The 21,225-nt window shown below is 43.3% G+C and carries 28 protein-coding genes; 26 read left to right on the top strand and 2 right to left on the bottom strand.

Going from position 1 to position 21,225, the window contains the following annotated elements:
* Positions 1–63: 63 nt before the first annotated feature.
* The 11 genes from spoIIAA to SCACP_RS09680 all read left to right on the top strand — a co-directional run bounded on the left by spoIIAA (position 64) and on the right by SCACP_RS09680 (position 7,130).
* Positions 64–399, top strand: a complete 336-nt coding sequence (gene spoIIAA, locus SCACP_RS09730) for an anti-sigma F factor antagonist (protein WP_425061134.1) — start codon at positions 64–66, stop codon at positions 397–399.
* Positions 400–414: 15 nt separating this feature from the next.
* A complete protein-coding gene (spoIIAB, locus tag SCACP_RS09725; protein ID WP_425061133.1) occupies positions 415–864 on the top strand; it encodes an anti-sigma F factor in 450 nt (149 codons plus the stop codon).
* An 8-nt stretch (positions 865–872) separates the two neighbouring features.
* Positions 873–1,622: a SigB/SigF/SigG family RNA polymerase sigma factor gene (locus SCACP_RS09720; RefSeq protein WP_425061132.1), complete on the top strand. Its 750-nt coding sequence runs from the start codon at positions 873–875 to the stop codon at positions 1,620–1,622.
* Between the two features lie 282 nt (positions 1,623–1,904).
* Positions 1,905–2,105 (top strand): dodecin family protein, encoded by a 201-nt coding sequence (locus SCACP_RS09715; RefSeq protein WP_425061131.1) that lies wholly within the window; start codon positions 1,905–1,907, stop codon positions 2,103–2,105.
* Positions 2,106–2,316: 211 nt separating this feature from the next.
* The gene (gene spoVAC / locus SCACP_RS09710) at positions 2,317–2,772 is read left to right on the top strand and encodes a stage V sporulation protein AC (RefSeq protein ID WP_425061130.1); all 456 of its coding nucleotides are present in this window, start codon (positions 2,317–2,319) and stop codon (positions 2,770–2,772) included.
* A 14-nt stretch (positions 2,773–2,786) separates the two neighbouring features.
* Positions 2,787–3,791: a stage V sporulation protein AD gene (spoVAD, locus tag SCACP_RS09705; protein ID WP_425061129.1), complete on the top strand. Its 1,005-nt coding sequence runs from the start codon at positions 2,787–2,789 to the stop codon at positions 3,789–3,791.
* A gap of 30 nt (positions 3,792–3,821) precedes the next feature.
* Positions 3,822–4,160, top strand: coding sequence for a stage V sporulation protein AE (spoVAE, locus tag SCACP_RS09700; RefSeq protein WP_425061371.1), 339 nt, complete (start codon positions 3,822–3,824; stop codon positions 4,158–4,160).
* Positions 4,161–4,174: 14 nt separating this feature from the next.
* Positions 4,175–4,348: a hypothetical protein gene (locus tag SCACP_RS09695; RefSeq protein WP_425061128.1), complete on the top strand. Its 174-nt coding sequence runs from the start codon at positions 4,175–4,177 to the stop codon at positions 4,346–4,348.
* A gap of 20 nt (positions 4,349–4,368) precedes the next feature.
* Positions 4,369–5,007: a hypothetical protein gene (locus SCACP_RS09690; protein ID WP_425061127.1), complete on the top strand. Its 639-nt coding sequence runs from the start codon at positions 4,369–4,371 to the stop codon at positions 5,005–5,007.
* Positions 5,008–5,020: 13 nt separating this feature from the next.
* Entirely contained in the window at positions 5,021–5,626 is a 606-nt protein-coding gene (locus SCACP_RS09685; protein ID WP_425061126.1) for a stage V sporulation protein AE, read from the top strand.
* Positions 5,616–7,130 (top strand): spore germination protein, encoded by a 1,515-nt coding sequence (locus SCACP_RS09680; protein WP_425061125.1) that lies wholly within the window; start codon positions 5,616–5,618, stop codon positions 7,128–7,130. The genes SCACP_RS09685 and SCACP_RS09680 overlap by 11 nt, the downstream gene beginning before the upstream one ends.
* Before the next feature lie 36 nt (positions 7,131–7,166).
* Here the strand turns inward: SCACP_RS09680 and SCACP_RS09675 are convergent, their stop codons facing one another.
* The gene (locus tag SCACP_RS09675) at positions 7,167–7,913 is read right to left on the bottom strand and encodes a hypothetical protein (protein WP_425061124.1); all 747 of its coding nucleotides are present in this window, start codon (positions 7,911–7,913) and stop codon (positions 7,167–7,169) included.
* A 181-nt stretch (positions 7,914–8,094) separates the two neighbouring features.
* Between SCACP_RS09675 and SCACP_RS09670 the strand changes: the two genes are divergently transcribed.
* The 6 genes from SCACP_RS09670 to ytfJ all read left to right on the top strand — a co-directional run bounded on the left by SCACP_RS09670 (position 8,095) and on the right by ytfJ (position 12,200).
* Positions 8,095–8,715 (top strand): site-2 protease family protein, encoded by a 621-nt coding sequence (locus SCACP_RS09670; protein WP_425061123.1) that lies wholly within the window; start codon positions 8,095–8,097, stop codon positions 8,713–8,715.
* 15 nt (positions 8,716–8,730) lie between these two features.
* The gene (trpS, locus tag SCACP_RS09665) at positions 8,731–9,708 is read left to right on the top strand and encodes a tryptophan--tRNA ligase (RefSeq protein WP_425061122.1); all 978 of its coding nucleotides are present in this window, start codon (positions 8,731–8,733) and stop codon (positions 9,706–9,708) included.
* Between the two features lie 7 nt (positions 9,709–9,715).
* Complete coding sequence (locus SCACP_RS09660; protein ID WP_425061121.1) at positions 9,716–10,423, top strand: segregation and condensation protein A; 708 nt, start codon at positions 9,716–9,718, stop codon at positions 10,421–10,423.
* Positions 10,424–10,432: 9 nt separating this feature from the next.
* Entirely contained in the window at positions 10,433–10,978 is a 546-nt protein-coding gene (scpB, locus tag SCACP_RS09655) for an SMC-Scp complex subunit ScpB (RefSeq protein WP_425061120.1), read from the top strand.
* A gap of 111 nt (positions 10,979–11,089) precedes the next feature.
* Entirely contained in the window at positions 11,090–11,767 is a 678-nt protein-coding gene (locus SCACP_RS09650; protein ID WP_425061119.1) for a DUF2953 domain-containing protein, read from the top strand.
* Positions 11,760–12,200 carry a GerW family sporulation protein gene (gene ytfJ, locus SCACP_RS09645; protein WP_425061118.1) on the top strand — a complete coding sequence of 147 codons (441 nt, stop codon included), beginning with the start codon at positions 11,760–11,762 and terminating at the stop codon, positions 12,198–12,200. Before SCACP_RS09650 ends, ytfJ begins: the two co-directional genes overlap by 8 nt.
* Before the next feature lie 93 nt (positions 12,201–12,293).
* Here the strand turns inward: ytfJ and SCACP_RS09640 are convergent, their stop codons facing one another.
* Complete coding sequence (locus SCACP_RS09640; RefSeq protein WP_425061117.1) at positions 12,294–12,485, bottom strand: rubrerythrin family protein; 192 nt, start codon at positions 12,483–12,485, stop codon at positions 12,294–12,296.
* 171 nt (positions 12,486–12,656) lie between these two features.
* Between SCACP_RS09640 and SCACP_RS09635 the strand changes: the two genes are divergently transcribed.
* From SCACP_RS09635 to aroF, 9 genes are all read left to right on the top strand, one after another.
* Positions 12,657–13,802, top strand: coding sequence for a D-alanyl-D-alanine carboxypeptidase family protein (locus SCACP_RS09635; protein ID WP_425061116.1), 1,146 nt, complete (start codon positions 12,657–12,659; stop codon positions 13,800–13,802).
* 74 nt (positions 13,803–13,876) lie between these two features.
* A complete protein-coding gene (locus tag SCACP_RS09630) occupies positions 13,877–14,458 on the top strand; it encodes a nucleoside recognition domain-containing protein (protein ID WP_425061115.1) in 582 nt (193 codons plus the stop codon).
* A gap of 19 nt (positions 14,459–14,477) precedes the next feature.
* Positions 14,478–15,017, top strand: a complete 540-nt coding sequence (locus SCACP_RS09625) for a spore maturation protein (protein ID WP_425061114.1) — start codon at positions 14,478–14,480, stop codon at positions 15,015–15,017.
* Positions 15,018–15,126: 109 nt separating this feature from the next.
* Positions 15,127–16,407 (top strand): FAD-dependent oxidoreductase, encoded by a 1,281-nt coding sequence (locus tag SCACP_RS09620; protein ID WP_425061113.1) that lies wholly within the window; start codon positions 15,127–15,129, stop codon positions 16,405–16,407.
* A gap of 15 nt (positions 16,408–16,422) precedes the next feature.
* Positions 16,423–17,406 carry a hypothetical protein gene (locus SCACP_RS09615; RefSeq protein WP_425061112.1) on the top strand — a complete coding sequence of 328 codons (984 nt, stop codon included), beginning with the start codon at positions 16,423–16,425 and terminating at the stop codon, positions 17,404–17,406.
* A gap of 29 nt (positions 17,407–17,435) precedes the next feature.
* Positions 17,436–18,170 carry a pseudouridine synthase gene (locus SCACP_RS09610; RefSeq protein ID WP_425061111.1) on the top strand — a complete coding sequence of 245 codons (735 nt, stop codon included), beginning with the start codon at positions 17,436–17,438 and terminating at the stop codon, positions 18,168–18,170.
* Positions 18,171–18,243: 73 nt separating this feature from the next.
* Positions 18,244–19,497, top strand: a complete 1,254-nt coding sequence (locus tag SCACP_RS09605; protein WP_425061110.1) for an NAD(P)/FAD-dependent oxidoreductase — start codon at positions 18,244–18,246, stop codon at positions 19,495–19,497.
* Positions 19,498–19,516: 19 nt separating this feature from the next.
* Positions 19,517–20,074 (top strand): hypothetical protein, encoded by a 558-nt coding sequence (locus SCACP_RS09600; RefSeq protein WP_425061109.1) that lies wholly within the window; start codon positions 19,517–19,519, stop codon positions 20,072–20,074.
* Between the two features lie 126 nt (positions 20,075–20,200).
* Positions 20,201–21,217 carry a 3-deoxy-7-phosphoheptulonate synthase gene (gene aroF, locus SCACP_RS09595; RefSeq protein ID WP_425061108.1) on the top strand — a complete coding sequence of 339 codons (1,017 nt, stop codon included), beginning with the start codon at positions 20,201–20,203 and terminating at the stop codon, positions 21,215–21,217.
* Positions 21,218–21,225 lie beyond the last annotated feature (8 nt).

The following is a 21,225-nucleotide window of genomic DNA, read 5'->3' as shown; positions in this document are numbered from 1 at the left end:
AGGAAAAATTTTCCTTTAATTGAATTATATATATGGATGATAAAATAGGGAGGTTGTGCTGTTTTGAAAATCGTCACAGTTATGAGACATGGCGTCTTGGTGGCAAAGCTGGAAGGAGAATTGGACGTTCACGGAGCTAATGAATTTCGCGCGGCAATCGACAAAGAATTAGATGCTACCGGCGCCAAACATATTTTGCTTAATCTGCAGGGAGTTACCTTTATTGATAGTTCCGGACTGGGAGTTATTCTCGGACGGTACAAACGTATTGCCCAACGTGGCGGTAAAATGCTTGCTGTTCACCTTAATCCCCAGGTACAACGAATATTTGAATTAGCAGGTTTATTAAAAATTTTAAATATTTATGACTCGGAAAACCAAGCTCTAGAACTGCTATAAAAGGAGGCTGTACCGGTGGGAGTACAAACACTGAAAAACCAGATTAAACTTTCTATTTTAAGTCTCAGCGAAAATGTTGGCTTTGCCAGAATCGCCGCCGCTGCATTTGCAGCCCAAGTTGATTTAACTCTTACTGAAATTGACGAGATCAAAGTTGCTGTTTCAGAGGCGGTGTCTAATGCTGTCATTCATGGTTATGGCGAAAATAATAAAGAGGCAAACTATATTGACCTGCTAATGAATTTATATCAAAACAAGCTTGAATTTATAGTAATTGATTACGGGCGGGGAATTGCCGATATTGAGGAAGCGCGTCAACCATCGTTTTCAACTGATCCAGAACGTATGGGGCTGGGTTTTGTGTTTATGGAGTCGTTTATGGATGAGTTAGAAGTGAAATCAAAACTTGGGCAGGGAACTACGGTGATAATGGCCAAAACGCTTGCGCCAACCACTGAGCACTAGGTGATATCATGCTCAAAGATGAAGAATTTAAAGAACTGCTGATAAAGGCGCAATCATCTGATCCTGCTATACGAGAAGCTGCCACCGAATCAATTCTCCAGTATAATTTGAATTTAGTGAGAAGCATTGTTCATCGATTTACTAACCGCGGCTATGAATGGGATGATTTATTTCAAATTGGTTGTATAGGACTTCTGAAGGCCATTGAACGTTTTGACCTTAATTTTAGTGTAAAGTTTTCTACATATGCCGTGCCAATGATTATTGGCGAAATTCGCCGGTTCCTTAGAGATGACAATCCCATCAAAGTTAGCCGCCCACTCAAGGAATTGGCTTACCGGGTGCACCGGGTTCAGGAAAAACTGCAAGGGGCTTTAGGGCGGGAGCCAACAATTAGCGAAATTGCCAAAGAGTTATCCCTGGCACCGCAGGAAATTGTTTCAGCGCTTGAAGCCGTTCAACCTCAGCTCTCTTTGTACGAACAGGCATTCCACGACAGTGACGGCGGTGATGCAATACACATTCTTGACCAGTTGATGCATTCAGATGGGCAGGACTCTGCTTATTATGATAAATTAGCCTTAAAAGAAGTTTTGGCGCGTCTGCCTTTAAAAGAACGTACCGTTATCTATTTACGGTTCTTTGCCGATAAGACGCAGACAGAAATTGCCACGATAATAGGCCTATCACAAGTACAAGTATCACGAATCGAAAAGCAGGCTCTAAAATTGATTAAGACATTATTGCAGACCTTATAATATTAGGGTCTGTTTTTATTTTTAATTTAGGGCATACTAAACACAGAGGTGAGATTAATGCATAATACTACCGTAAATAAACTTAAAAACAAAGGACTCATTTACCTATTTTTGTTTTTTTTGTTGATAGCAGGGAGTGCTGCTGCCTGGCTGTATTGGGGAGACGATCTCCCTAAAAAAACGCCACTTAGAGCCAAGCAAGTTTTTCTGTGGCATAACAATCTAAATAATGCACAGACTATAACTGTTGACCAAACATAATATCTAACAGGGGGTAGTATAATGGTTGTAAAAGTTATCGAACTTGTTGGCACTTCTCGTCACAATTGGACCGACGCCGTAGATAACGCTGTATTGGAAGCTGCCAAAACTGTTGACGACATCCTAGGAGTTGAAGTAACTAACTTCACCGCTAACGTAGACAATGGTCATATAGCTGAATACAAAGCGGATGTAAAGATTGCATTCCAGGTTCATCACTAAATAAAAATATAAACAACAAAGAGTGCCTTCGGCACTCTTTGTTGTTACATGAATTAATCAGTGTATCTATGGTCAAAATATAAGTAAATTTTGGGTTCGGAGGGGAATGTTTTTCCCTTCCGAACCCTTAGAGTGAACACGGTTCAGAGCGTGATTAGCCGAGGACTAAATTTACAGGCTGTAGCAAAGATAACAGCGGAGGTGGCGCCAGATGTTTAAAGGAACAAATAGCCAAACTGAACAGCAAAAATTTCAACAAAAGTTCGAACAGCTTAAGCCTAAAACACCTGTCTTAAAAAATGTTATTTGGGCTTTTATTGTTGGTGGTTTGATCTGCATGTTAGGGCAATTTTTTTTAAATTATTTTGTCAGTTTAGGGTTTAGCAAAAAAGAAGCGGCCGGACCCACGTCAACTATACTGGTTTTTTTGAGCGCATTTTTTACCGGATTAGGAGTTTATGACGAGCTGGGAAGAAGAGCTGGCGCCGGGTCTATCGTACCGATAACCGGTTTTGCCAATTCCATTGTGGCCCCAGCTATGGAATTTAAGCGGGAGGGCTACATTTTTGGCGTAGGAGCCAAAATGTTCGTTATCGCCGGGCCAGTACTGGTATATGGCATATCGACAGCAGTATTAATCGGGTTCATTTATTGGCTCAGACAGTAAGGAGGTGGATAGGCATGAATAAAAAACGTGGCCAGCAAAGTATGGTTTTTGCCTTTCCCCCCGTAATAACAAGTACGGCCAACATTGTTGGGCCAATGGAAGGCGAGGGAATCTTGACTGAATTTTATGACCAGATCATGGAAGATAACCTTAATAATAAAAACAGTTGGGAACTGTGTGAATCTTATATGATGGAATGGGCCATTAGGACTGCAGTGGCAAAAGACAACTGCGTCATGGAAGATGTTGACTATGTGCTGGCTGGCGATTTGCTAAACCAACTGATGAGTACCCATTTTGCTATTAGAAATCTCGATAGGCCATTTTTGGGACTCTATGGCGCATGTTCTACTATGGTTGAAAGTATGCTAATCGGGTCTACGCTCATTGACGGCGGATATGCAAACAAAATTGTAGCTGCTGTGTCCAGCCATCATGATACCGCTGAGCGCCAATATCGTTTTCCTACCGAACAAGGAGTTCAGCGTCCGATGATATCTCAATGGACAGTTACCGGAGCCAGTGCAGCAGTTCTTTCTGTAATCGGAACAGGCCCGCGGATTACAGCAGCGACGGTGGGGAAAATAGTAGATATGGGGATAAAAGACCCTAATGCGATGGGTCCGGCAATGGCGCCAGCAGCTGCAGACACAATATGGCGGCATTTTTCCGATACCGGTCGTCAGCCGGGCTACTATGACATGATATATACCGGCGACTTAGGAAATGTCGGTAAATCACTCGTAATAGAATTGTTTAAAGAACGCGGAGTTGACTTATCTGCAAACTACGAAGATTGTGGTTGCATGATATACAAAAAAAATCAGGACGCTCATTCCGGTGCCAGTGGCTGCGCCAGTTCCGGCATAGTGTTTACTGGCTATATATATAAAATGCTTCTGGGGAAAAAAATGCGCAAAATACTGCTTGTCGGCACAGGCAGCCTACATAGCCCGACCTCATATCAGCAAAAAGAATCAATTCCCTGTATTGCTCATGCCATAGCGGTGGAAATATAAAAGGAGGAAACGCATTTGCAGGCGTATCTGATGGCTTTTGTTATCGGCGGTTTAATTTGTGTAATCGGACAATTACTAATGGATCTTACTCCGCTGACACCCGCTCACATACTGGTTATGTTTGTCGTATTAGGTGGAATTTTGAGCGGATTAGGGCTATACCAGCCGTTAGTAGATATTGGCGGCGCCGGAGCAACCGTCCCGTTGCTTGGATTCGGACACTCCTTGGTTTCCGGCACAATTGAAGAAGTAAATAAGGCCGGGTTCTGGGGGATTTTCAGTGGCGCTATCAAAGCCAGTGCCATGGGAATAACGGCAGCCATTGTTTTCGGCCTGCTAATGGCGGTAATCTTTAATCCGAAAGGGTAGGCGGCATCATCAGCATGTTATCAATAGATATGGTTGGTTTTATTATAAGTAAAGCAGCCGGTGGTACAGAATTTGTCAGCACAGCTAATTTAGTTAATCCGGTAGCCGTTCTCAAACACCCGATAGCTGTAGTTAATCTTAGATTTGCAATAATTTCTTTAATTTTGAGTATATGTAAGTTTTTATAGTAAATCATGGGGTGATAAGAATGCCGACGAAGCGAGTTTCCAGTAAAATATCCGGTTATATTAAACCGGGTCAGTCTCAAACTCAGCCCCTGGAAGCCGGTCAACCAGACAATGAAACCCTGATTGCCCAAACCAAAATAGCTAATACGTCTCAGCCGAATAATTCAGAAGAAATTATAACCCTGCTAAGCAAGATTAACAATCAACTGGAAAACTTACAAAGTTCTCTAACATCCGGTTACCAGTCCGGCGGGCAATTGCAACAATCTGGTCAGCAGTCCCAGCAAAACCAACAATCATCACAACAAGTTACAAGCCAGCAATCACAAACTGAGGTATCACAAGAACTGAAGAACTTATTCAGTATGTTATTGCAAGGTAGCAACAAAACAGCTAATACTAACAGCAATAACCAGATGCAAAGCCCTGTACAACAGCTAAATCAGAGCCAAAACCACAATAACGGTCAAAACAGTAAACAAAATCAAAGTAGCACAATGGCAGTACAGACTGCAGCCCAAGTCCTTGCTCAAGCTCAGTATGAACTTTCAAATGAGCTTGAAGCCAGCCTTAAAAAGCTCAAGCAGGTAATTAGCGAGAGTGAAAAAATAGCTAACAAAATTAGCAATCTGCTGGGAGAAGAAAATAGCCAAAAGTAATGGAGTGATGAACTTGGCCAAAGCAGCAGCCCATAATAAAATTCGCGTAATTCTTGTTACCGACGGTGACAAGGTGGCTCAACAGGCTGTTGAAAACATTGCTACTTCTTTGGGATTAAGGTGTATTTCAGCTTCGGCAGGCAACCCGACGCCTATTAGTGGAAAAAGAATTGTCGAGTTATTAAAAACCGTACCCTATGACCCGGTGTTAGTTATGTTTGACGACAAAGGGCATCGGGAAAAAGCTCAAGGCGAGCGAGCGCTTGAATATGTTGCCAATCATCCGGATATTGATGTGTTGGGAGCTGTGGCTGTGGCTTCAAATACTACCGGAATTACCGGAGTACAGGCTGATGCCTGTATCGACTGCCAAGGTCATATAATTGATATGTCAGTAGATAAAAATGGCGAAATCAAAGATAAAAAAAATTGTAGCTGCAAGCCTTTAATTACCGGTGATACTGTTGATGTACTTAATGACGTAGATGTTCCTGTCATCATTGGAGTTGGTGATATTGGCAAGATGGACAAGCATGATGATTTAAGCCGGGGAGCACCGATTACCCGTAAGGCCATCGAAGAGATATTGAAACGGAGTGGCATAGATTATGACAGATGAGCGAAAGATAGCAAAAGAAATTGACAGTAATATCAACTATATTAAAGAGTTGCTAGGTGTTGGCGAAACATTTGACATTATATTCCGCGAGTACAGAGTAGGACGAAAACGCGCCGCTTCATTCTCTATTAATGGAATGACTAATGATGTGTTGTTATCCAATGTGCTTGAAGAGTTGACAGCCTACAACCAAGAAGAGTTAGCAATCCACACTTTGCAAAAACTTTTATATTCCCGCACCACTCATTCCCAGGCCAAATTGGTTGAAAATATGAATGACGCCGTAACTAGTCTGCTGTCAGGCGAACTCCTATTTTTTGTGGATGGCGAAACGCAAGTAATGGTTATTGATGCCCGCGCCTATCCGACCCGTGCTCCGGCTGAGTCTAATATTGAAAAGGTAACCAGGGGCTCAAGAGATTCTTTTGTCGAAACAATAGTTTTTAATACTGCTTTGATAAGACGCCGTCTCCGTGACCCTAAACTCAGGTTTGAAATCATTAAAGTTGGCACACGTTCACAATGTGATATAGCGGTATGTTATATTAAAGATATTACTAATCCGGAACTGGTTGAGACTGTGAAAAACCGGCTCAATAATATCAACATTGACGGCGTTCCCATGGCTGAAAAAGCTATTGAAGAATATATTGTAGGAGGCAGCAAATGGAATCCGCTGCCTAAGGTACGTTATACCGAACGTCCCGATGCAGCCGCAGTCCACCTTTTAGAGGGTCACGTCTGCATAATAGTCGATACCTCACCTAATATTATGATTTTGCCGACTACTTTCTGGCATCATGTACAGCATGTCGAAGAATTTCATCAAAATGTAGTAATCGGCTCATATTTGCGGTTTGTCAGGTTGGCCGGAATTATGCTCTCGCTGGCTCTACCGCCTTTATGGCTGGCTACAGTATTAAACAGGCATCTGCTGCCTGAGTCACTCGCATTTTTGGGACCACGCGATCCTGGTATAATTCCTCTTGGCCTTCAGTTTCTTTTGGCCGAATTTGGTATCGAATTGGTAAGGATGGCCACTGTCCATGTGCCAACAGCCCAATCAACCGCGTTAGGGTTTATCGGGGCGTTTATGTTAGGGGACTTTGCTACTAGAGTAGGGCTGTTCGGCAATGAAATCATTTTCTATACGGCCGTGGCGGCAGTAGGAGCTTTCGCCACGCCAAGTATGGAATTTGCTATGGCCATGCGGCTGTTCCGGGCAATACTGATTGTGTTGGTTATGTTTTTAAAATTGCCAGGTTTTATCATTGGATTGGTCGCGATATTCTTTTTGCTTCTGAAAACAAGATCGTTTGGTATTCCTTACCTGTGGCCGGCAATTCCGTTTAATTTCAGTGCGATGAAAGATGCGCTATTTCGCTTGCCAATTCCTAACAAGATTTTACGGCCTGCGGTTTTAAAGCCCCAGGATTATGACCGGTTGAACAGTGGTGGAGTAGAAAAAGAAGACACTAAAAATAATAATGACGAAGATAAATAAAAATTGCCGCCTGCTAATAGGGCGGCAATTTTTATTTTATTTACCCCGGAAGAAATCACGGATTCGTCCCAAACTTTCATTGATATTTGCTTGGTGTTCCATAAAAACACCCTTGTTTTCTGCATTGACAGCATCTTTCATCTGATTTATTGTTGAGTGAACCTTGGTTACTTCTCCTAAAATGCCTACTTGCTCCATACTTGGCTTTACTTGTTCCCAAGTTCCTTGAAGTTCTTTTACTTTAGAAGCAGCTTTTTTCCAATCATTTTCCTCGACATAGAAACTGACATTACGGACTGAGTTACCGGTAGCGATTATATCAGCCACTGGTGACAGCTTGTACGATTTACCGATATCGCTGATGCTCCCCATAAATTTATTTAAGCTTTCATACGAATTGGTAACCTTCTGGGCGTTGATAGCAGCAGTCAGCTTACCGATAGCTTCATCAGCTTCTTTAACGCCCTTTTTGTCGCCGACAGCGGCTTTAGCTTGCTGCCACAATGTCTGCAAGTTGCCGAGACCAGCTTGAGCCTGAGCCCAATCTTCCTTATTGATACCTTCAAACACAACACCAGCGGTTGCTTCTAAGTCATAGAGCTCTGCCGGAGCTGAAATGAACCGTTCCATAAACGGGGGATTAGGTTTGGCTTCCACCGGTTTGCCGGCTGGGCCAATTTCCGGTTTGGGGGCAGGACCGGACAACACTCCGCAGCCGCTTAGACTAAAAGACAAAATAACGACTGCAACAGCTAGTGATTTTATCGGGCTGATTACCCGCATTAAGTTTTTTCCTCCTTTCATTTTTTGCTCAGATGTTGGCAGGGCGCGCCCATATAATTATTTTGGGCATATTTCAGGATTTTAGTATGGGAAATAAATCAGCTATTTCATTTTGCTTTTTGTAGCTTTTTTAGTATAATTTAGTAGGACCCTGACTGATGTTAATAAGGAGGACACATATTTGTTTGGATTTGATGCTGACATGGTGTTTAGAATACCAGCACTGTTAATCGCTCTAACTGTGCATGAATATTCCCACGCCCGGATGGCAGTTGCTCTGGGGGACCCTACTCCCAGGTTTATGGGGCGTTTAACGCTTAATCCTGTAGCTCACCTTGATCCAATTGGGCTTATCATGCTGTGGTTGTTCAAATTTGGCTGGGCCAAACCAGTACCGGTCAATCCCAGCTACTTCAAGAACTACCGTCAAGGCATGCTATTAGTATCACTTGCAGGACCGGTATCTAATATGCTATTGGCACTGATAACAGCGTTCATTATCGGCATTTTGGCCAAAATGCAGTTATTGAGTGGTAACTGGGTCAAAGTATTATGGATGATTTACAGCTACAACATCATCCTTGCTATCTTTAATTTAGTGCCAATACCACCGCTTGACGGATCAAAAGTACTGGCAAGTTTATTGCCCGGTCGTCAAGGGTATATATTTGAGCAAATGGAACAATACGGGCCGTTTATCCTTATGGCGCTTGTATATGTCGGAATTATCGGCATGATTACTTACCCGCTGGAAAGGACATTGGCCTATATCATCAATATAATAGTTACGACAATTTTGTAACAGGAGGAGATACATTTGGCTAAAGGTCGCATTTTTAGTGGTATGCAGCCGTCAGGAAAATTTCATATGGGGAACTATCAAGTGCTTAATAACTGGATTAAGCTGCAGAATGAATACGATTGCGTTTACTCGATTGTTGACTGGCATGCACTTACTTCGTCTTATGAAGATACTAGCAAAATTCCGGAACGCATAGAATGTATGGCGCTCGACTGGCTTAGCGCAGGGCTTGACCCAGAAAAAAATATTATATTTGTTCAGTCGCATGTAAAGGAACACGCTGAACTACATCTATTGTTGTCCATGATGACACCGCTATCTTGGCTGGAGCGAGTACCTACCTACAAAGACAAATTACAACAACTGGGCGAAATGGGTAAGGAAATTAATACTTACGGGTTTCTGGGTTATCCGGAACTGCAAACTGCCGACATAATACTTTACAAAGCGAATGCTGTACCGGTAGCCGAAGACCAGCTGCCTCACCTTGAATTAGCAAGAGAAATTGTACGCCGTTTTGCTAACCTGTATAAACCAATATTTCCGGAGCCTCAGCCGCTTTTGAGCCCGCTGTTGCCAGGTATTGACGGTCGGAAAATGAGCAAGTCTTACGGCAACGAGATACCCTACGCCGCTGAGCCGGACGAGCTAAAGGCACGGGTAAGGCTGATGATTACCGACCCGCAGCGTGTCAAAAAAACCGATCCCGGTAACCCTGATATTTGCACAGTATATACTTTCCATAAGATCTTTAGCCCGCAACAGACTGAAATTGCTAGCCATTGCAGGAATGCCAACATTGGCTGCGTTGAATGTAAAAACCGTCTGGCTGAGAAGATGATCGCCACTTTGGCTGATGTTCACAGCCGCCGCAAAGATATGGCTACTAAGCCTGCCAAAATTAAAGAAATTTTAGCTTATGGTGCCGAACGGGCGCGCAAGATTGCCGCAGCTACCATGGAGGAAGTTCGGGCAGCCATGAATCTGGATTAATGCTGGTATGTCTGGCTGTAACATCAAGCTGGAATCCTTTGAAGGGCCGCTGGCTTTATTAATGCACCTGATTGAAAAAAACCAAATTGACATTTACAATATCCCGATTGCTGAGGTAACAGAACAGTATTTAGCTTATCTTAAGGCTATGGAAGAATTTAATATCGAAATAGCCAGTGAATTTTTGGTTATGGCTGCTACACTCCTGCAAATAAAATCACGCCTGCTGCTGCCACGCCCCGTTATCACTGAAGAGATAATTGAAGAAATTGATCCACGCCAGGAACTTGTCGAACGGCTTATTGAATACCGCAAGTTTAAACAAATCGCAGAAGTGTTGAACCAGCTTGGCGAGGAACGGGAAAAATATTATACCAGGCTGCCTCAGGAATTTGCCCGGCAGTTTCCCCCCCCTGCCGGACTTAGTCTTGACGACCTGTTAAGAGCATTTGCCGCTCTCTGGGAAAGCACCGCGGAACATTTCGCGGTTATTGCCCCGGAAGAAATAAGCGTTAAAGACAAAATGCACGATATCATCACCTTGCTTAGAAATAATAACGGGTATATGGAGTTTAACAAAACGATTATTAGGACAGGCTCACGATCAGAAATAGTTGCCGCATTCCTGGCACTGTTGGAACTAATGCGGTTAAAAAGGGTGGTAATTTGCCAAGAACGACAGTTTGCCCCTATCTACCTTACCTTGAAGGAGTGAAAGGCACTTATGTTTTACCGGCATTTGCAAGGGCCGATAGAAGCATTGCTGTTCGCTAGCGGGCAGCCGTTACCGGCAGACAAAATTGCCAGCATATTAAATATTCACCCTGGGCATGTCCATACCCTTATTGCTGAGATGATTGAGGCTATGTCAGTTGACGAACGGGGTCTTACTATCGTTGAGGTAGCCGATGGTTATCAGATATGCACCAAACCAGCCTATGCCGAAATTATCAACAAGCTGACCACCGTCCAGGACAGTAAGTTATCAATTGCTGCGTTAGAAACGTTAGCAATTGTTGCCTTTAAGCAACCGGTGACCAAACAAGAAATTGAAAGCATCCGAGGGGTAAAATCTGATAGAGTCATTACTACACTTTTAGATCGAATGCTTATTAAAGAAGTCGGCCGAAAGGAAGCCGTAGGCCGTCCGATCCTGTATGGTACAACCAACGAATTTCTTCAGTGTTTTGGGCTAAAAAGCCTGGACCAACTGCCAGCTATAGCCAATCTGCTGCCTGATGATTCTAAAGATGATACAAAGACAGTCTAAATTAGGCTGTCTTTTTTAGTGTGAGCTTGGTCAGATATAATATCCTAAGTGTATATATCATGGAAATACTGTAAAAATTAAATATGTTTGTAAAAGCAAGAGGTGGAAAGCTTGAACAATTGGCTAATAGTCATAACATCAGCTGTGATTTTGGTGCTGCTGCTTTCCCGAGTCAATCTTTATATTGACTTTCAATTTTGTCGGCGTAGTGATGATGATTATGTGGCAGTTACCGTCTATATTTTTCGCCAATTATTAGTTTACACCATCAAAATACCTGTTATTCAGATAGTGCGTTACAACGATGTGCCGTGGTTAAATTTGGAATTGGAGGGCTCATCAGACCATGCTGAAACCAATGTAGACCGTGAGCAGCAGTTTGTAAAAAGATTTTGTGACATTCTGCTACGTAAACCTAAAAAATTAAATAGATTAATCAAAACAGTAAATAATTTTTTACGCCTTTATCGCCGCTTTGTAGATAGAATGGTAGCCAATGTACACTGTGAAAAACTGGACTTTAAAGCCGTGTATGGGTTTGAGGATGCAGCCTGGACAGGAATGGCAATGGGAGTTTTCGGGGCGCTTAGGGGAGTAATGTTAACAAGACTTTATAATCGATTAACTTTTGATACAAAACCTAATATAAAAATAACACCCGTATATGGAGAGAACCGTTTTGAGGTCGAATTTCGGTGTATATTCCGCATAAGACTTGGCAATGTTATTACTGCAACTATGGCTATATTACCAAATTCAATGCATAGGGAGGCGACTCGCAGTGGCTGAGCATCCAATACAGGGTTTGATGAAAACTGCCATGGAAAGTATCAAGGGAATGGTGGATGTCAATACCATTGTCGGCGATGCGCTGGAGACTCCGGATGGAACAGTAATAATTCCTATATCGCGGGTAGCTTTCGGCTTTGCAGCTGGCGGTGGCGACTACGAAGCTGAAGAAACGGCAACCACCCAAAATCACCCTTTTGGCGGCGCCAGCGGTGCCGGGATAAGCGTTAAGCCAGTAGGATTTTTGGTCTGTTCGCCTACAAACGGTGTGCGGTTTATGTCGGTGGAAAGCAATCTTGTCTATGACCGGATTATTGATATGGTACCACAAGTAATCAGCAAAATTGAAAATATGTTCAACTCAAACAAAAATAACGATGCGGACCTTGAACAGTTGGCACAAACAGCCGAAACTCAATCTACAAACACATGATACAGCTCATCTATAAATTAAATTCATGAATTTAAAAACCGCACATAATTGTGCGGTTTTTGCATATAAATCTACTGACCTGATTAATTATTATTATTGAACTAAGTTATCAAGTTTTTCTTTAATTTGAGTGGCATGCAACGCTTCGGCCTCGGCGAAATGTTTGAACATTTTTGCTACGTCTTTGTCATTGATGCGGTCAGCGAAAGATTGGTAATCACGCACAAGTTCCTGCTTTTGAGTAAGTGTAGTACGTAAGGCAGTTTTGATGTCAAGCATTTCCATATTGATTCACCTCCTTGAATTTGTTACTATTATCTCCGGCTAAAGGCAAAATGATGCCAGGATATTATTACACACCAAAAATAGGCAGGCCTGGAAACAGATAATTTTGACCTTAGCCTAATTTAATTATATAATAGTTTTTGGCTTATCCTACACGAAAGGATTGGATTAATGCGACAACTAACTAGTCTTGGGATATTATTGGTTTGTCTGGTTTTCTTGCCATCAGTTGGACTTACGGCAGAGCATCCGCCGGAAGTTACGGCAAAGGCAGCAATTGTAATCGAAGCATCAACAGGAAAAGTGCTGTATGAAAAAAACGCTGAAGAACGGCGTTATCCGGCCAGTACTACCAAGATTATGACCCTGATTACAGCGCTGGAGTATGGAAAGCTTGATGATATTGTAACTACCAGCGCCAATGCTGCCAATACCGAGGGTTCGTCGCTATGGCTTTCACCCGGGGAGCAGCTCAAAATGCTGGACATGCTTTATGGCGTAATGCTTGTCTCAGGCAATGATGCCACGGTTGCGATAGCCGAGCATATTTCCGGCTCAGTTGATAAATTCGCCCGGCTAATGACAGAAAAGGCCCATGCGATTGGTGCAGAAAACAGTAATTTTACCAATACCAGTGGTCTGCCAGATGAGAACCATTACACCACCGCCCATGATTTAGCCAAAATTACAGCTTACGGGTATAAAAATCCGCTCTTTGCGCAGATTGTTTCAACTGAGCATAAAGTCATTCCCTGGCCTGGAAAAGATCATGACCGCGACTTGTATAATGAAAATAAAATGCTGTGGCTGTATGACGGTGCCAACGGGGTTAAAACAGGTTATACTGATGCTGCAGGGCGTTGTTTAGTCTCAGCTGCCAAAAAGAACGGCATTCAATTGGTTGCCGTGGTACTGGACAGCGAATATATGTGGGATGATTCGATAAAGTTATTGGATTATGGCTATACTCAACTGCAGCAAGTTCCAGTTATTCGCCACGGCGACATTCTAAAAACGGTTAAAGTTAATGAAGGTAAAACAAGCGACATCAAGTTGGTGGCAACCAATGATATAACTGTACCCATGGCTGACAACGAACGCGACAAGTTCACAACTGTTGTTGATGCTCCAACCAAATTGGATGCACCGGTTACCTCCGGCCAAAAACTAGGAACCGTAAAGGTTTTATATAATAATAAAGAAGTGGCAAGCTCAGACTTAGTAGCTGACCGGACGGTAGAACGAAAAACTTTTTTTGGCATGCTTTGGGGTTCGGTATGGAGCTTTCTTACATTTGTAATCCGTAATTTTGCTTAAGGATGCCAAACGGCGTCCTTTTGCCGTTCTAGCCTGATATTATTTGTCATACCATCATAATGGGTGATATGACGATGATTAACCTAATTTGGCTCATCCTAATGGCCGGAGGCATTCTTTACGCCGGTATAAACGGCAGGATTGAGGTTGTTACGCAAAGCGCCATAAACGCTGCGAAAAGTGCGGTAGAATTAGCAATCAATTTAATCGGAGTCATGTGTTTATGGCTGGGGATCATGAAAATAGCCGAGCTATCAGGTATTATTAAAGTAATTTCCTACACATTGAGCCCGATAATCGGTTTATTATTTCCAAGAGTCCCCAGGAACCACCCGGCCATGGGCGCGATTATAATGACTATCAGCGCCAACATGCTGGGACTAGGCAATGCCGTAACACCGCTCGGTATTAAAGCCATGCAAGAGCTGCAAACAATTAATCCCAAAAAAGATACCGCCACCCCGGCTATGTGCACTTTGCTGGCTTTGTGCACTACCGGTTTTACGCTTGTTCCGGCAACCATTATCGCTTTGCGGTCAGCGGCAGGTTCAGTAAATCCCACAGAGATTGTTGGTTCAACATTGCTAGTTAGTCTGCTGTCTACAATTCTGGTACTGATAATGGACCGAATATGCCAGATGATATTTAGACGGTAATCGGGAGGCGAATGCCTGGATGTTGACTGAATTATGTGAGCAACTGTCTGTTTGGGCAATACCTGTCGTGTTACTGCTCATCCCGGTAGTAGGTTATCTGCGACGTGTTAAAGTTTATGAAGCTTTTGTGGAAGGAGCTGCGGAAGGATTTCATACTGCAATTCGCATTATGCCGTGTCTGGTGGCAATGCTGGTGGCCATTAGTATTTTTCGTGCCTCTGGGGCCCTGGATGCCTGTGTGGCCGGGATCAACCCGATATTGAAAGCGCTGGGGGTGCCGCCTGATTTGGTGCCTTTGGCCATTATGCGTCCATTGTCAGGCAGCGGTTCATTGGGATTAGCCACTGAGATATTAAATACCTTTGGTCCCGATTCGCTGGTGGGGAAAATTGCTTCAACTGTATTGGCAAGTACCGATACCACTTTTTATGTTTTAACAGTATATTTTGGCGCAATTGGCATCAGCAACCCCAGATACTCGGTGTTTGTCGGCTTATTTGGTGATGTGGCCAGCTTTATGGCTTCAGTCTACATATGTCAATATCTTTTCAATCACTAACTGGTAGCGTCGTTTACCAGTTTTTTCTATGCCTTCATCTGTGGCACTTCAAAGGCGGCAGAATACACTGTAATGTGAATAAAGCAGGGATGAATTGGAGGGAAAGTCCATGATTAAAGTGGTAGTGGTTGGCGGTGGTTGGGCAGGCTCTGCCGCAGCGTTAGCAGCGGCTAAAGCCGGGGCGCAGGTAGTTTTACTTGAGCGTACTGATTTGTTGTTAGGCACCGGACTAGTTGGTGGTATATTCCGGAACAACGGACGGTTTACAGCAGCCGAAGAAGCTATTGCTATGGGCGGCGGGGATTTATTTGTGGCCATGGATGCGAATAGTAGGCACCGTGGTATAAATTTTCCTGGACATAACCACGCTTCCTTTTATGATGTAACTACTATGGAACCATTAGTAAAAAAAATTCTCCAGAACTATGGCATTGAAATTAAAACTCAAACAAGAGTTTCCAGTGTTGTCAAATGCGGAAAAAAAATTCAACATTTGATTACTGATAGCGAAGAACAGATTAAAGGTGATGTCTTTGTTGACACCACTGGCACAGCCGGGCCAATGGGCAACTGCTTGAAATTCGGCAATGGCTGCGCGATGTGTATCTTACGTTGCCCGACTTTTGGCCCCAGGGTAAGTATTACCGCTAAAGCCGAAGTTAAAGAAATACTTGGTAAGAAAGCTGATGGCACTTATGGAGCCATGAGCGGTTCGTGCAAACTCAACAAAGATTCACTTAGTCCTGAACTTAAAGACCAATTGGAAAAAGAAGGTGTTGTCGTTATTTCTTTACCTGACAACCTCAAGAAGACGGTGATGCTGGGCAAGAAAGCGTGTACACAATATGCAATTGCTGACTATGCTGAAAACGTTGTGTTGATTGATACCGGTCATGCTAAACTAATGACATCATATTTCCCGCTTGATATGCTCAGAACAGTACCTGGCCTTGAGCGCGCCAGGTATGAGGACCCCTACTCCGGCGGAGTAGGCAATTCGGTACGGTATCTGGGTATTGCTCCTTGCAGCAATTCATTAAAAGTTGAGGGAATCGACAACTTATTCTGCGCCGGTGAAAAAGCAGGCATACTGGTCGGCCATACCGAGGCCGTCGTAACCGGACTGCTAGCCGGCCATAACGCTGTACGCTGCTGTTTGGATATGCAGTATCTTGAGCTGCCGCTTGAATTGACATCAGGCGATTTTATCAACTTCATCCATGAACAAATGACAACAGATGAAGGGATAAGAATACGGTATACTTTTTCAGGTTCTGTTTATTTCGAACGTATGAAAAAATTGGAATTATATTCGGCACAGCGGGGCGAAATTAATGAACGGGTTGCTAAAGCAGGCCTAACCGATATTTACAATACCTGCCTGGTATGACAAGGAGGGATACCCATGATCAACAAATTAACTATGAAGTGCATTGACATCAATTCCCCCTATTGTCCATGCTTATTGGCAGAAACTAATCATTGCGTTTTTTGCAGTCATTTAAAAGGTGAGCTAGTGTGTGACTGCAACTGGAGCGGAGTGTGTATACTATATGAGAAACAGTGGCAGCCTAAAAAGCAGAATAGAACTATGGATGCTGATACGCCTGTCCGAATGGAGACTGACACTGAGTTTGTGGTGAAACGAACTATAACCGAGCGTACATACCTTTTAGAATTTGAAGTTGATCCTGAATTTGCCAGATCACTTGAAAGATGCGGCTCATTTGTCTTTTTACGCCGCCCATCCGACCAGCAATTTTATCATTTTCCTGTAGAAGTGATGAAGGTAAATGGAAATAATATTCAAGTAGTTGTTAAAACTATCGGGCCTAAATCTTCCCGTTTACTGTCTGATGACAACAGACAGGTGCTGGTACGGGGACCGTATTATAATGGTATTTTTGGTCAGCCCTGGATTGACAGTATAGTTAATGGTAAAATATTATTAATAGTTGGAGGTATGGGGCAGCCGCCGGCTATACCCATAGCACATAAACTTGTTAAAGGTAATAATAGTATTAAGGCTATTTTAGCGCCAGGTAAAATGGGAAAAGTGTTTATTGCAGAGGAACTGACTGAACTCGGCATAATGGTACACACAGTATCATCGATGCGACAGTTTGGTATAAATGCCATAACCGAACTTATGGCAGATACGGCAGAACGCCCTGACTTAGTAGTCAGCGCCGGGCCTGATGAGCAGCACTACGGCATTATTGCCGCAATGCAGACAGCCGGAGTAAATATACCGATGGCAGCCACAAACAATAATACCATGTGCTGCGGAGAAGGCATTTGCGGCAGTTGCGAGCGTATAACCAAAGACAACAAAAAAGTGCGCTCCTGCAAGGTACAGACTGATTTTAGTCAATTTGTTCAAGAATAAATATAGTTGGAAAGTGGGAATCGGATTCGATGCTGGAACGTTTGCAGAAAGTAATTGCTCAAGCAGGTATTGCTTCGCGGCGTGATGCAGAAGAGCTCATTAAGGCCGGCAGGGTAACTGTCAACAATATAGTAGTTACTGAGCTTGGTACTAAGATTGAGCCAAAGCGAGACAAGGTCGCCGTCGATGGCAAACCGCTAACAGCCGAAAAATATGTCTATGTTTTGTTGAACAAACCCAAAGGCGTGGTTACCACCCTTGAAGACCCCCGGGGCCGAAAAACGGTGGCCGACCTTGTTGCCAATATTCCGGAAAGAATTTATCCGGTTGGCAGATTGGATTATAATACCGAGGGACTATTAATCATGACCAATGACGGTGATCTAACCTATGCCTTAACCCACCCTAGCCACGAAATAGCCAAAACTTATTTAGCCAAGGTGGAAGGTTATCCGCCTGAAGAAAAGCTAGATTTGCTCCGGGCAGGAATTAAACTGGAGGATGGTATTACCGCCCCAGCCAAAATTAACATTGTAGCAGTCGACCGTGAGAAAGGACTAACTACTTTGGAAATTATTATTAAAGAAGGTAAAAATCGCCAAATCCGCAGGATGTGTGAAGCTATCGGTTATCCGGTTAAAAACTTGAAACGAGTTAAAATTGCTTTCTTAACACTTGAGGGGCTTCGTCGGGGGCAGTACCGCCAACTGCTTCCTGGTGAGGTCGAAGAACTGAAACGCCTGGGCAAGAAAAAAAACGGATAAATCGATAACCCTTATTTCGAAAGTAAATAAGGTTTTTTTCTACAACAGTAATTTAAAAAGGCGAGCGTGACATATGAAGCATGTTCTTATTATCGGCGGCGGCGCAGCCGGCTTGATGGCGGCAGTTAGCGCGGCCCGGCATGGAGCTAGAGTAACCGTGCTTGAAAAAATGAATGACATTGGTCGTAAATTGCTGATTACTGGTAAAGGCCGTTGCAATATCACCAATAACTCTGATATTCCGGAACTGATAAAAAATATGCCCGGCAATGGCGCATTCTTATATAGCGCACTTCATGCTTTCAGCAATCAGGATTTAGTAGAGTTTTTTCATAGTTCCGGACTACCAACCAAGATAGAGCGTGGTGGACGCATTTTTCCGGTTAGCGATCAAGCCCGGGACGTGGTTAAAACTTTTACAAAAGTGTTGGCTAAATTTGATGTCAACATAGTTACCAATAAAACAGTTAAAAAGCTCATTATTGACAACAGCCACATTTACGGCGTGTCGACACAAGACGCCGAATACAGAGCAGATGCCGTGATTTTGGCCACCGGCGGCGCATCTTATCCGGGAACAGGTTCTTCCGGCGATGGCTACCGATTGGCCCAGGCCGCCGGGCACACCATCGTGCCCATCAAACCGTCATTAGTACCACTGGAAGTTGAAGAAGAGTGGGTGACCGAATTACAGGGCTTGGCGCTAAAAAATGTTACAGCTACGGTAGTTTTTGCTGGGAAAAAAGTCGCTGATGAGTTTGGTGAAATGTTATTTACTCATTATGGCTTGTCCGGACCTATTATTTTATCACTCAGTAAAAAGGTATCAGAGTTGTTAACAGCCACAAATGGGCAGGAAGTGTCTATTGAGATAAATCTTAAACCAGCGTTAACTGCCGAAACGTTGGACAAGCGCATTCAGCGGGACTTTACCAAATTTACCAAAAAGCAACTTAAGAATGCGCTACATGAGCTTCTTCCTGCCAAACTTATACCGGTTATTATTGATTTGGCCTTTATCAATCCGGATAAATTTGTACACCAGATTACCAAAGAGGAACGTATCCGGTTACTTCATAAACTGCATCATTTGACTTTCACAATAGCCAAAACCAGACCGGTAACTGAAGCTATAGTAACAGCCGGCGGTGTTAGCACAAAAGAAATTAATTCGCGTACTATGGAATCAAAACTTATATCCAGGCTGTTTTTTGCAGGCGAAGTAATTGATATTGACGGGTTTACAGGCGGATTTAATTTACAAGCAGCATTCTCCACAGGCTACGTAGCGGGTAAATATGCAGCTACCATCCAAAACCAACAGTAATTATCACGGAGGGTTTGGCATGGAGAACAGAAATCACCGGTTCCGGCAAAAAAAATTTCTCTGCATTGACCGGCTGCTGATAAGGCTTGCGACAGTAGCGATTATTGCCTTATTGGCATCTCAGACACTCATGATCAGTGGTGAAACCCGTAAATATCTTTCATTAGTAGACAAGCTAGAAGGAGAGCAAATAACATCTCCGGCCACAATGTATGCTGCCGATGTTCCTTGGCCTGACCCTAATAAAAGCATGAACACTGTCAATAAAGTTGTTGCTCGGTCTATGCGTACGCTAAGGCCAGGCAAGGATATTGTCATCCGGATGATTAACCCGCCGGCAAACGCAGACGCAATTGTTACGGTAAATGGCGAAACTGTTGGCAATTTTGGCAAAGGAAAAGTTGAAGTTAAAATATATGATGGCGATTATTTGGAAATTGACGCCACAAATGTCAAAGTGCCAACACAGTTTATCATTGATACCCGTCGGGATGATATTATATTTCCGGTAGACGGAATAATGCTTGAAGGTCGAGGAACTGTCATTTCAGTCGGTAAGGTGATTTTTAAAAGATAATAATATTTAGGGCTATAGTTTGAAATATTAACAGAAACTTAGAAACAAACGTTAATATTGAAGGAAATTTTTTCCCAGTAGGGAATTATAAATTAATGCATTTTGGGATTTTTGTGGAGGCCTACTATGATTATAATGATGAACGCACCCACCGCTGAACAAATTAACCGAGTATTAGACAAACTACGCCATATGGGTTTGGATGGTCACTCGATAACCAGCGCGGATAAAACAATCATTACTGCCAGTGGTGATTTATCGGCCTGTAATCCGGAATTATTTGAAAGAATGCCAGGAGTAAATAAGGTTGTCATTGTTGGAACACCGTATAAACTAGTCAGTCGGGAATTTCAAAGTAAAAATACCGTAGTTAGCATTGGTGACGTCCGTTTTGGCGGTGATGGCATTCCTGTCATAGCCGGACCATGTGCTGTCGAAAGCTATGAGCAGCTTTACCAGGCAGGAGTAAGTGCCAAAGCCGCAGGAGCCGCTATGCTCAGGGGAGGAGCGTATAAACCGCGTACATCACCTTATAGTTTCCAGGGCCTGGAAAAATATGGGCTGGAAATTATTAAGACTGTTGGCCGTGAAGTAGGACTGCCAGTTGTTTCCGAAGTGACTGACCCACGCAAAGTTGAGTTGATTGCTGAACATGTTGATATGCTCCAAATTGGCACACGAAACATGCAAAACTTTGTACTGTTAAAAGAAGTAGCTTTGAGCAAAAAGCCAGTGTTGCTCAAGCGTGGACTTGCCGCTACTATTGAAGAATGGCTAATGGCAGCCGAACATATAATGTCAGGAGGCAATAGCCAGATTGTATTGTGCGAGCGGGGCATCCGCACTTTTGAAACTTATACGCGTAACACACTTGATTTAAATGCCATCCCGGTAATAAAACACTTAAGCCATTTACCTGTTATCGTTGATCCCAGCCATGGAACAGGAAGTTGGCGATGGGTAAGCCCAATGGCCAAAGCGGCTATTGGCGCCGGCGCTGACGGTCTATTGATTGAAATTCATCCGTGTCCGGAAGAGGCTTTGTCTGATGGGCCCCAGTCACTGACTCTTGCCAACTTCGCTCAACTTATGGCCGAATTAGATGCTTTAGCCATTGTGCTCGGGCGTTCGATAAATAAATAACATAAAGA

The sequence above is a fragment of the Sporomusaceae bacterium ACPt genome, assembly GCA_041428575.1.
GTDB lineage: Bacteria > Bacillota > Negativicutes > Sporomusales > Sporomusaceae > Sporomusa_D > Sporomusa_D carbonis.
This window is presented reverse-complemented; position numbering and strand designations above follow the sequence as displayed.

Coding starts and splice junctions, on each gene's coding strand:
- SCACP_RS09680 (WP_425061125.1), top strand. CDS start 5,616: ATGACAGATGAGCGAAAGATAGCAAAAGAAATTGACAGTAATATCAAC.
- spoVAC (WP_425061130.1), top strand. CDS start 2,317: ATGTTTAAAGGAACAAATAGCCAAACTGAACAGCAAAAATTTCAACAA.
- SCACP_RS09675 (WP_425061124.1), bottom strand. CDS start 7,913: ATGCGGGTAATCAGCCCGATAAAATCACTAGCTGTTGCAGTCGTTATT.
- SCACP_RS09695 (WP_425061128.1), top strand. CDS start 4,175: ATGTTATCAATAGATATGGTTGGTTTTATTATAAGTAAAGCAGCCGGT.
- SCACP_RS09600 (WP_425061109.1), top strand. CDS start 19,517: ATGGAGAACAGAAATCACCGGTTCCGGCAAAAAAAATTTCTCTGCATT.
- SCACP_RS09635 (WP_425061116.1), top strand. CDS start 12,657: ATGCGACAACTAACTAGTCTTGGGATATTATTGGTTTGTCTGGTTTTC.
- SCACP_RS09630 (WP_425061115.1), top strand. CDS start 13,877: ATGATTAACCTAATTTGGCTCATCCTAATGGCCGGAGGCATTCTTTAC.
- SCACP_RS09640 (WP_425061117.1), bottom strand. CDS start 12,485: ATGGAAATGCTTGACATCAAAACTGCCTTACGTACTACACTTACTCAA.
- SCACP_RS09610 (WP_425061111.1), top strand. CDS start 17,436: ATGCTGGAACGTTTGCAGAAAGTAATTGCTCAAGCAGGTATTGCTTCG.
- SCACP_RS09620 (WP_425061113.1), top strand. CDS start 15,127: ATGATTAAAGTGGTAGTGGTTGGCGGTGGTTGGGCAGGCTCTGCCGCA.
- spoVAE (WP_425061371.1), top strand. CDS start 3,822: ATGGCTTTTGTTATCGGCGGTTTAATTTGTGTAATCGGACAATTACTA.
- SCACP_RS09690 (WP_425061127.1), top strand. CDS start 4,369: ATGCCGACGAAGCGAGTTTCCAGTAAAATATCCGGTTATATTAAACCG.
- SCACP_RS09720 (WP_425061132.1), top strand. CDS start 873: ATGCTCAAAGATGAAGAATTTAAAGAACTGCTGATAAAGGCGCAATCA.
- SCACP_RS09605 (WP_425061110.1), top strand. CDS start 18,244: ATGAAGCATGTTCTTATTATCGGCGGCGGCGCAGCCGGCTTGATGGCG.
- scpB (WP_425061120.1), top strand. CDS start 10,433: ATGTTTTACCGGCATTTGCAAGGGCCGATAGAAGCATTGCTGTTCGCT.
- aroF (WP_425061108.1), top strand. CDS start 20,201: ATGATTATAATGATGAACGCACCCACCGCTGAACAAATTAACCGAGTA.
- SCACP_RS09715 (WP_425061131.1), top strand. CDS start 1,905: ATGGTTGTAAAAGTTATCGAACTTGTTGGCACTTCTCGTCACAATTGG.
- spoVAD (WP_425061129.1), top strand. CDS start 2,787: ATGAATAAAAAACGTGGCCAGCAAAGTATGGTTTTTGCCTTTCCCCCC.
- SCACP_RS09615 (WP_425061112.1), top strand. CDS start 16,423: ATGATCAACAAATTAACTATGAAGTGCATTGACATCAATTCCCCCTAT.
- SCACP_RS09625 (WP_425061114.1), top strand. CDS start 14,478: ATGTTGACTGAATTATGTGAGCAACTGTCTGTTTGGGCAATACCTGTC.
- SCACP_RS09660 (WP_425061121.1), top strand. CDS start 9,716: ATGTCTGGCTGTAACATCAAGCTGGAATCCTTTGAAGGGCCGCTGGCT.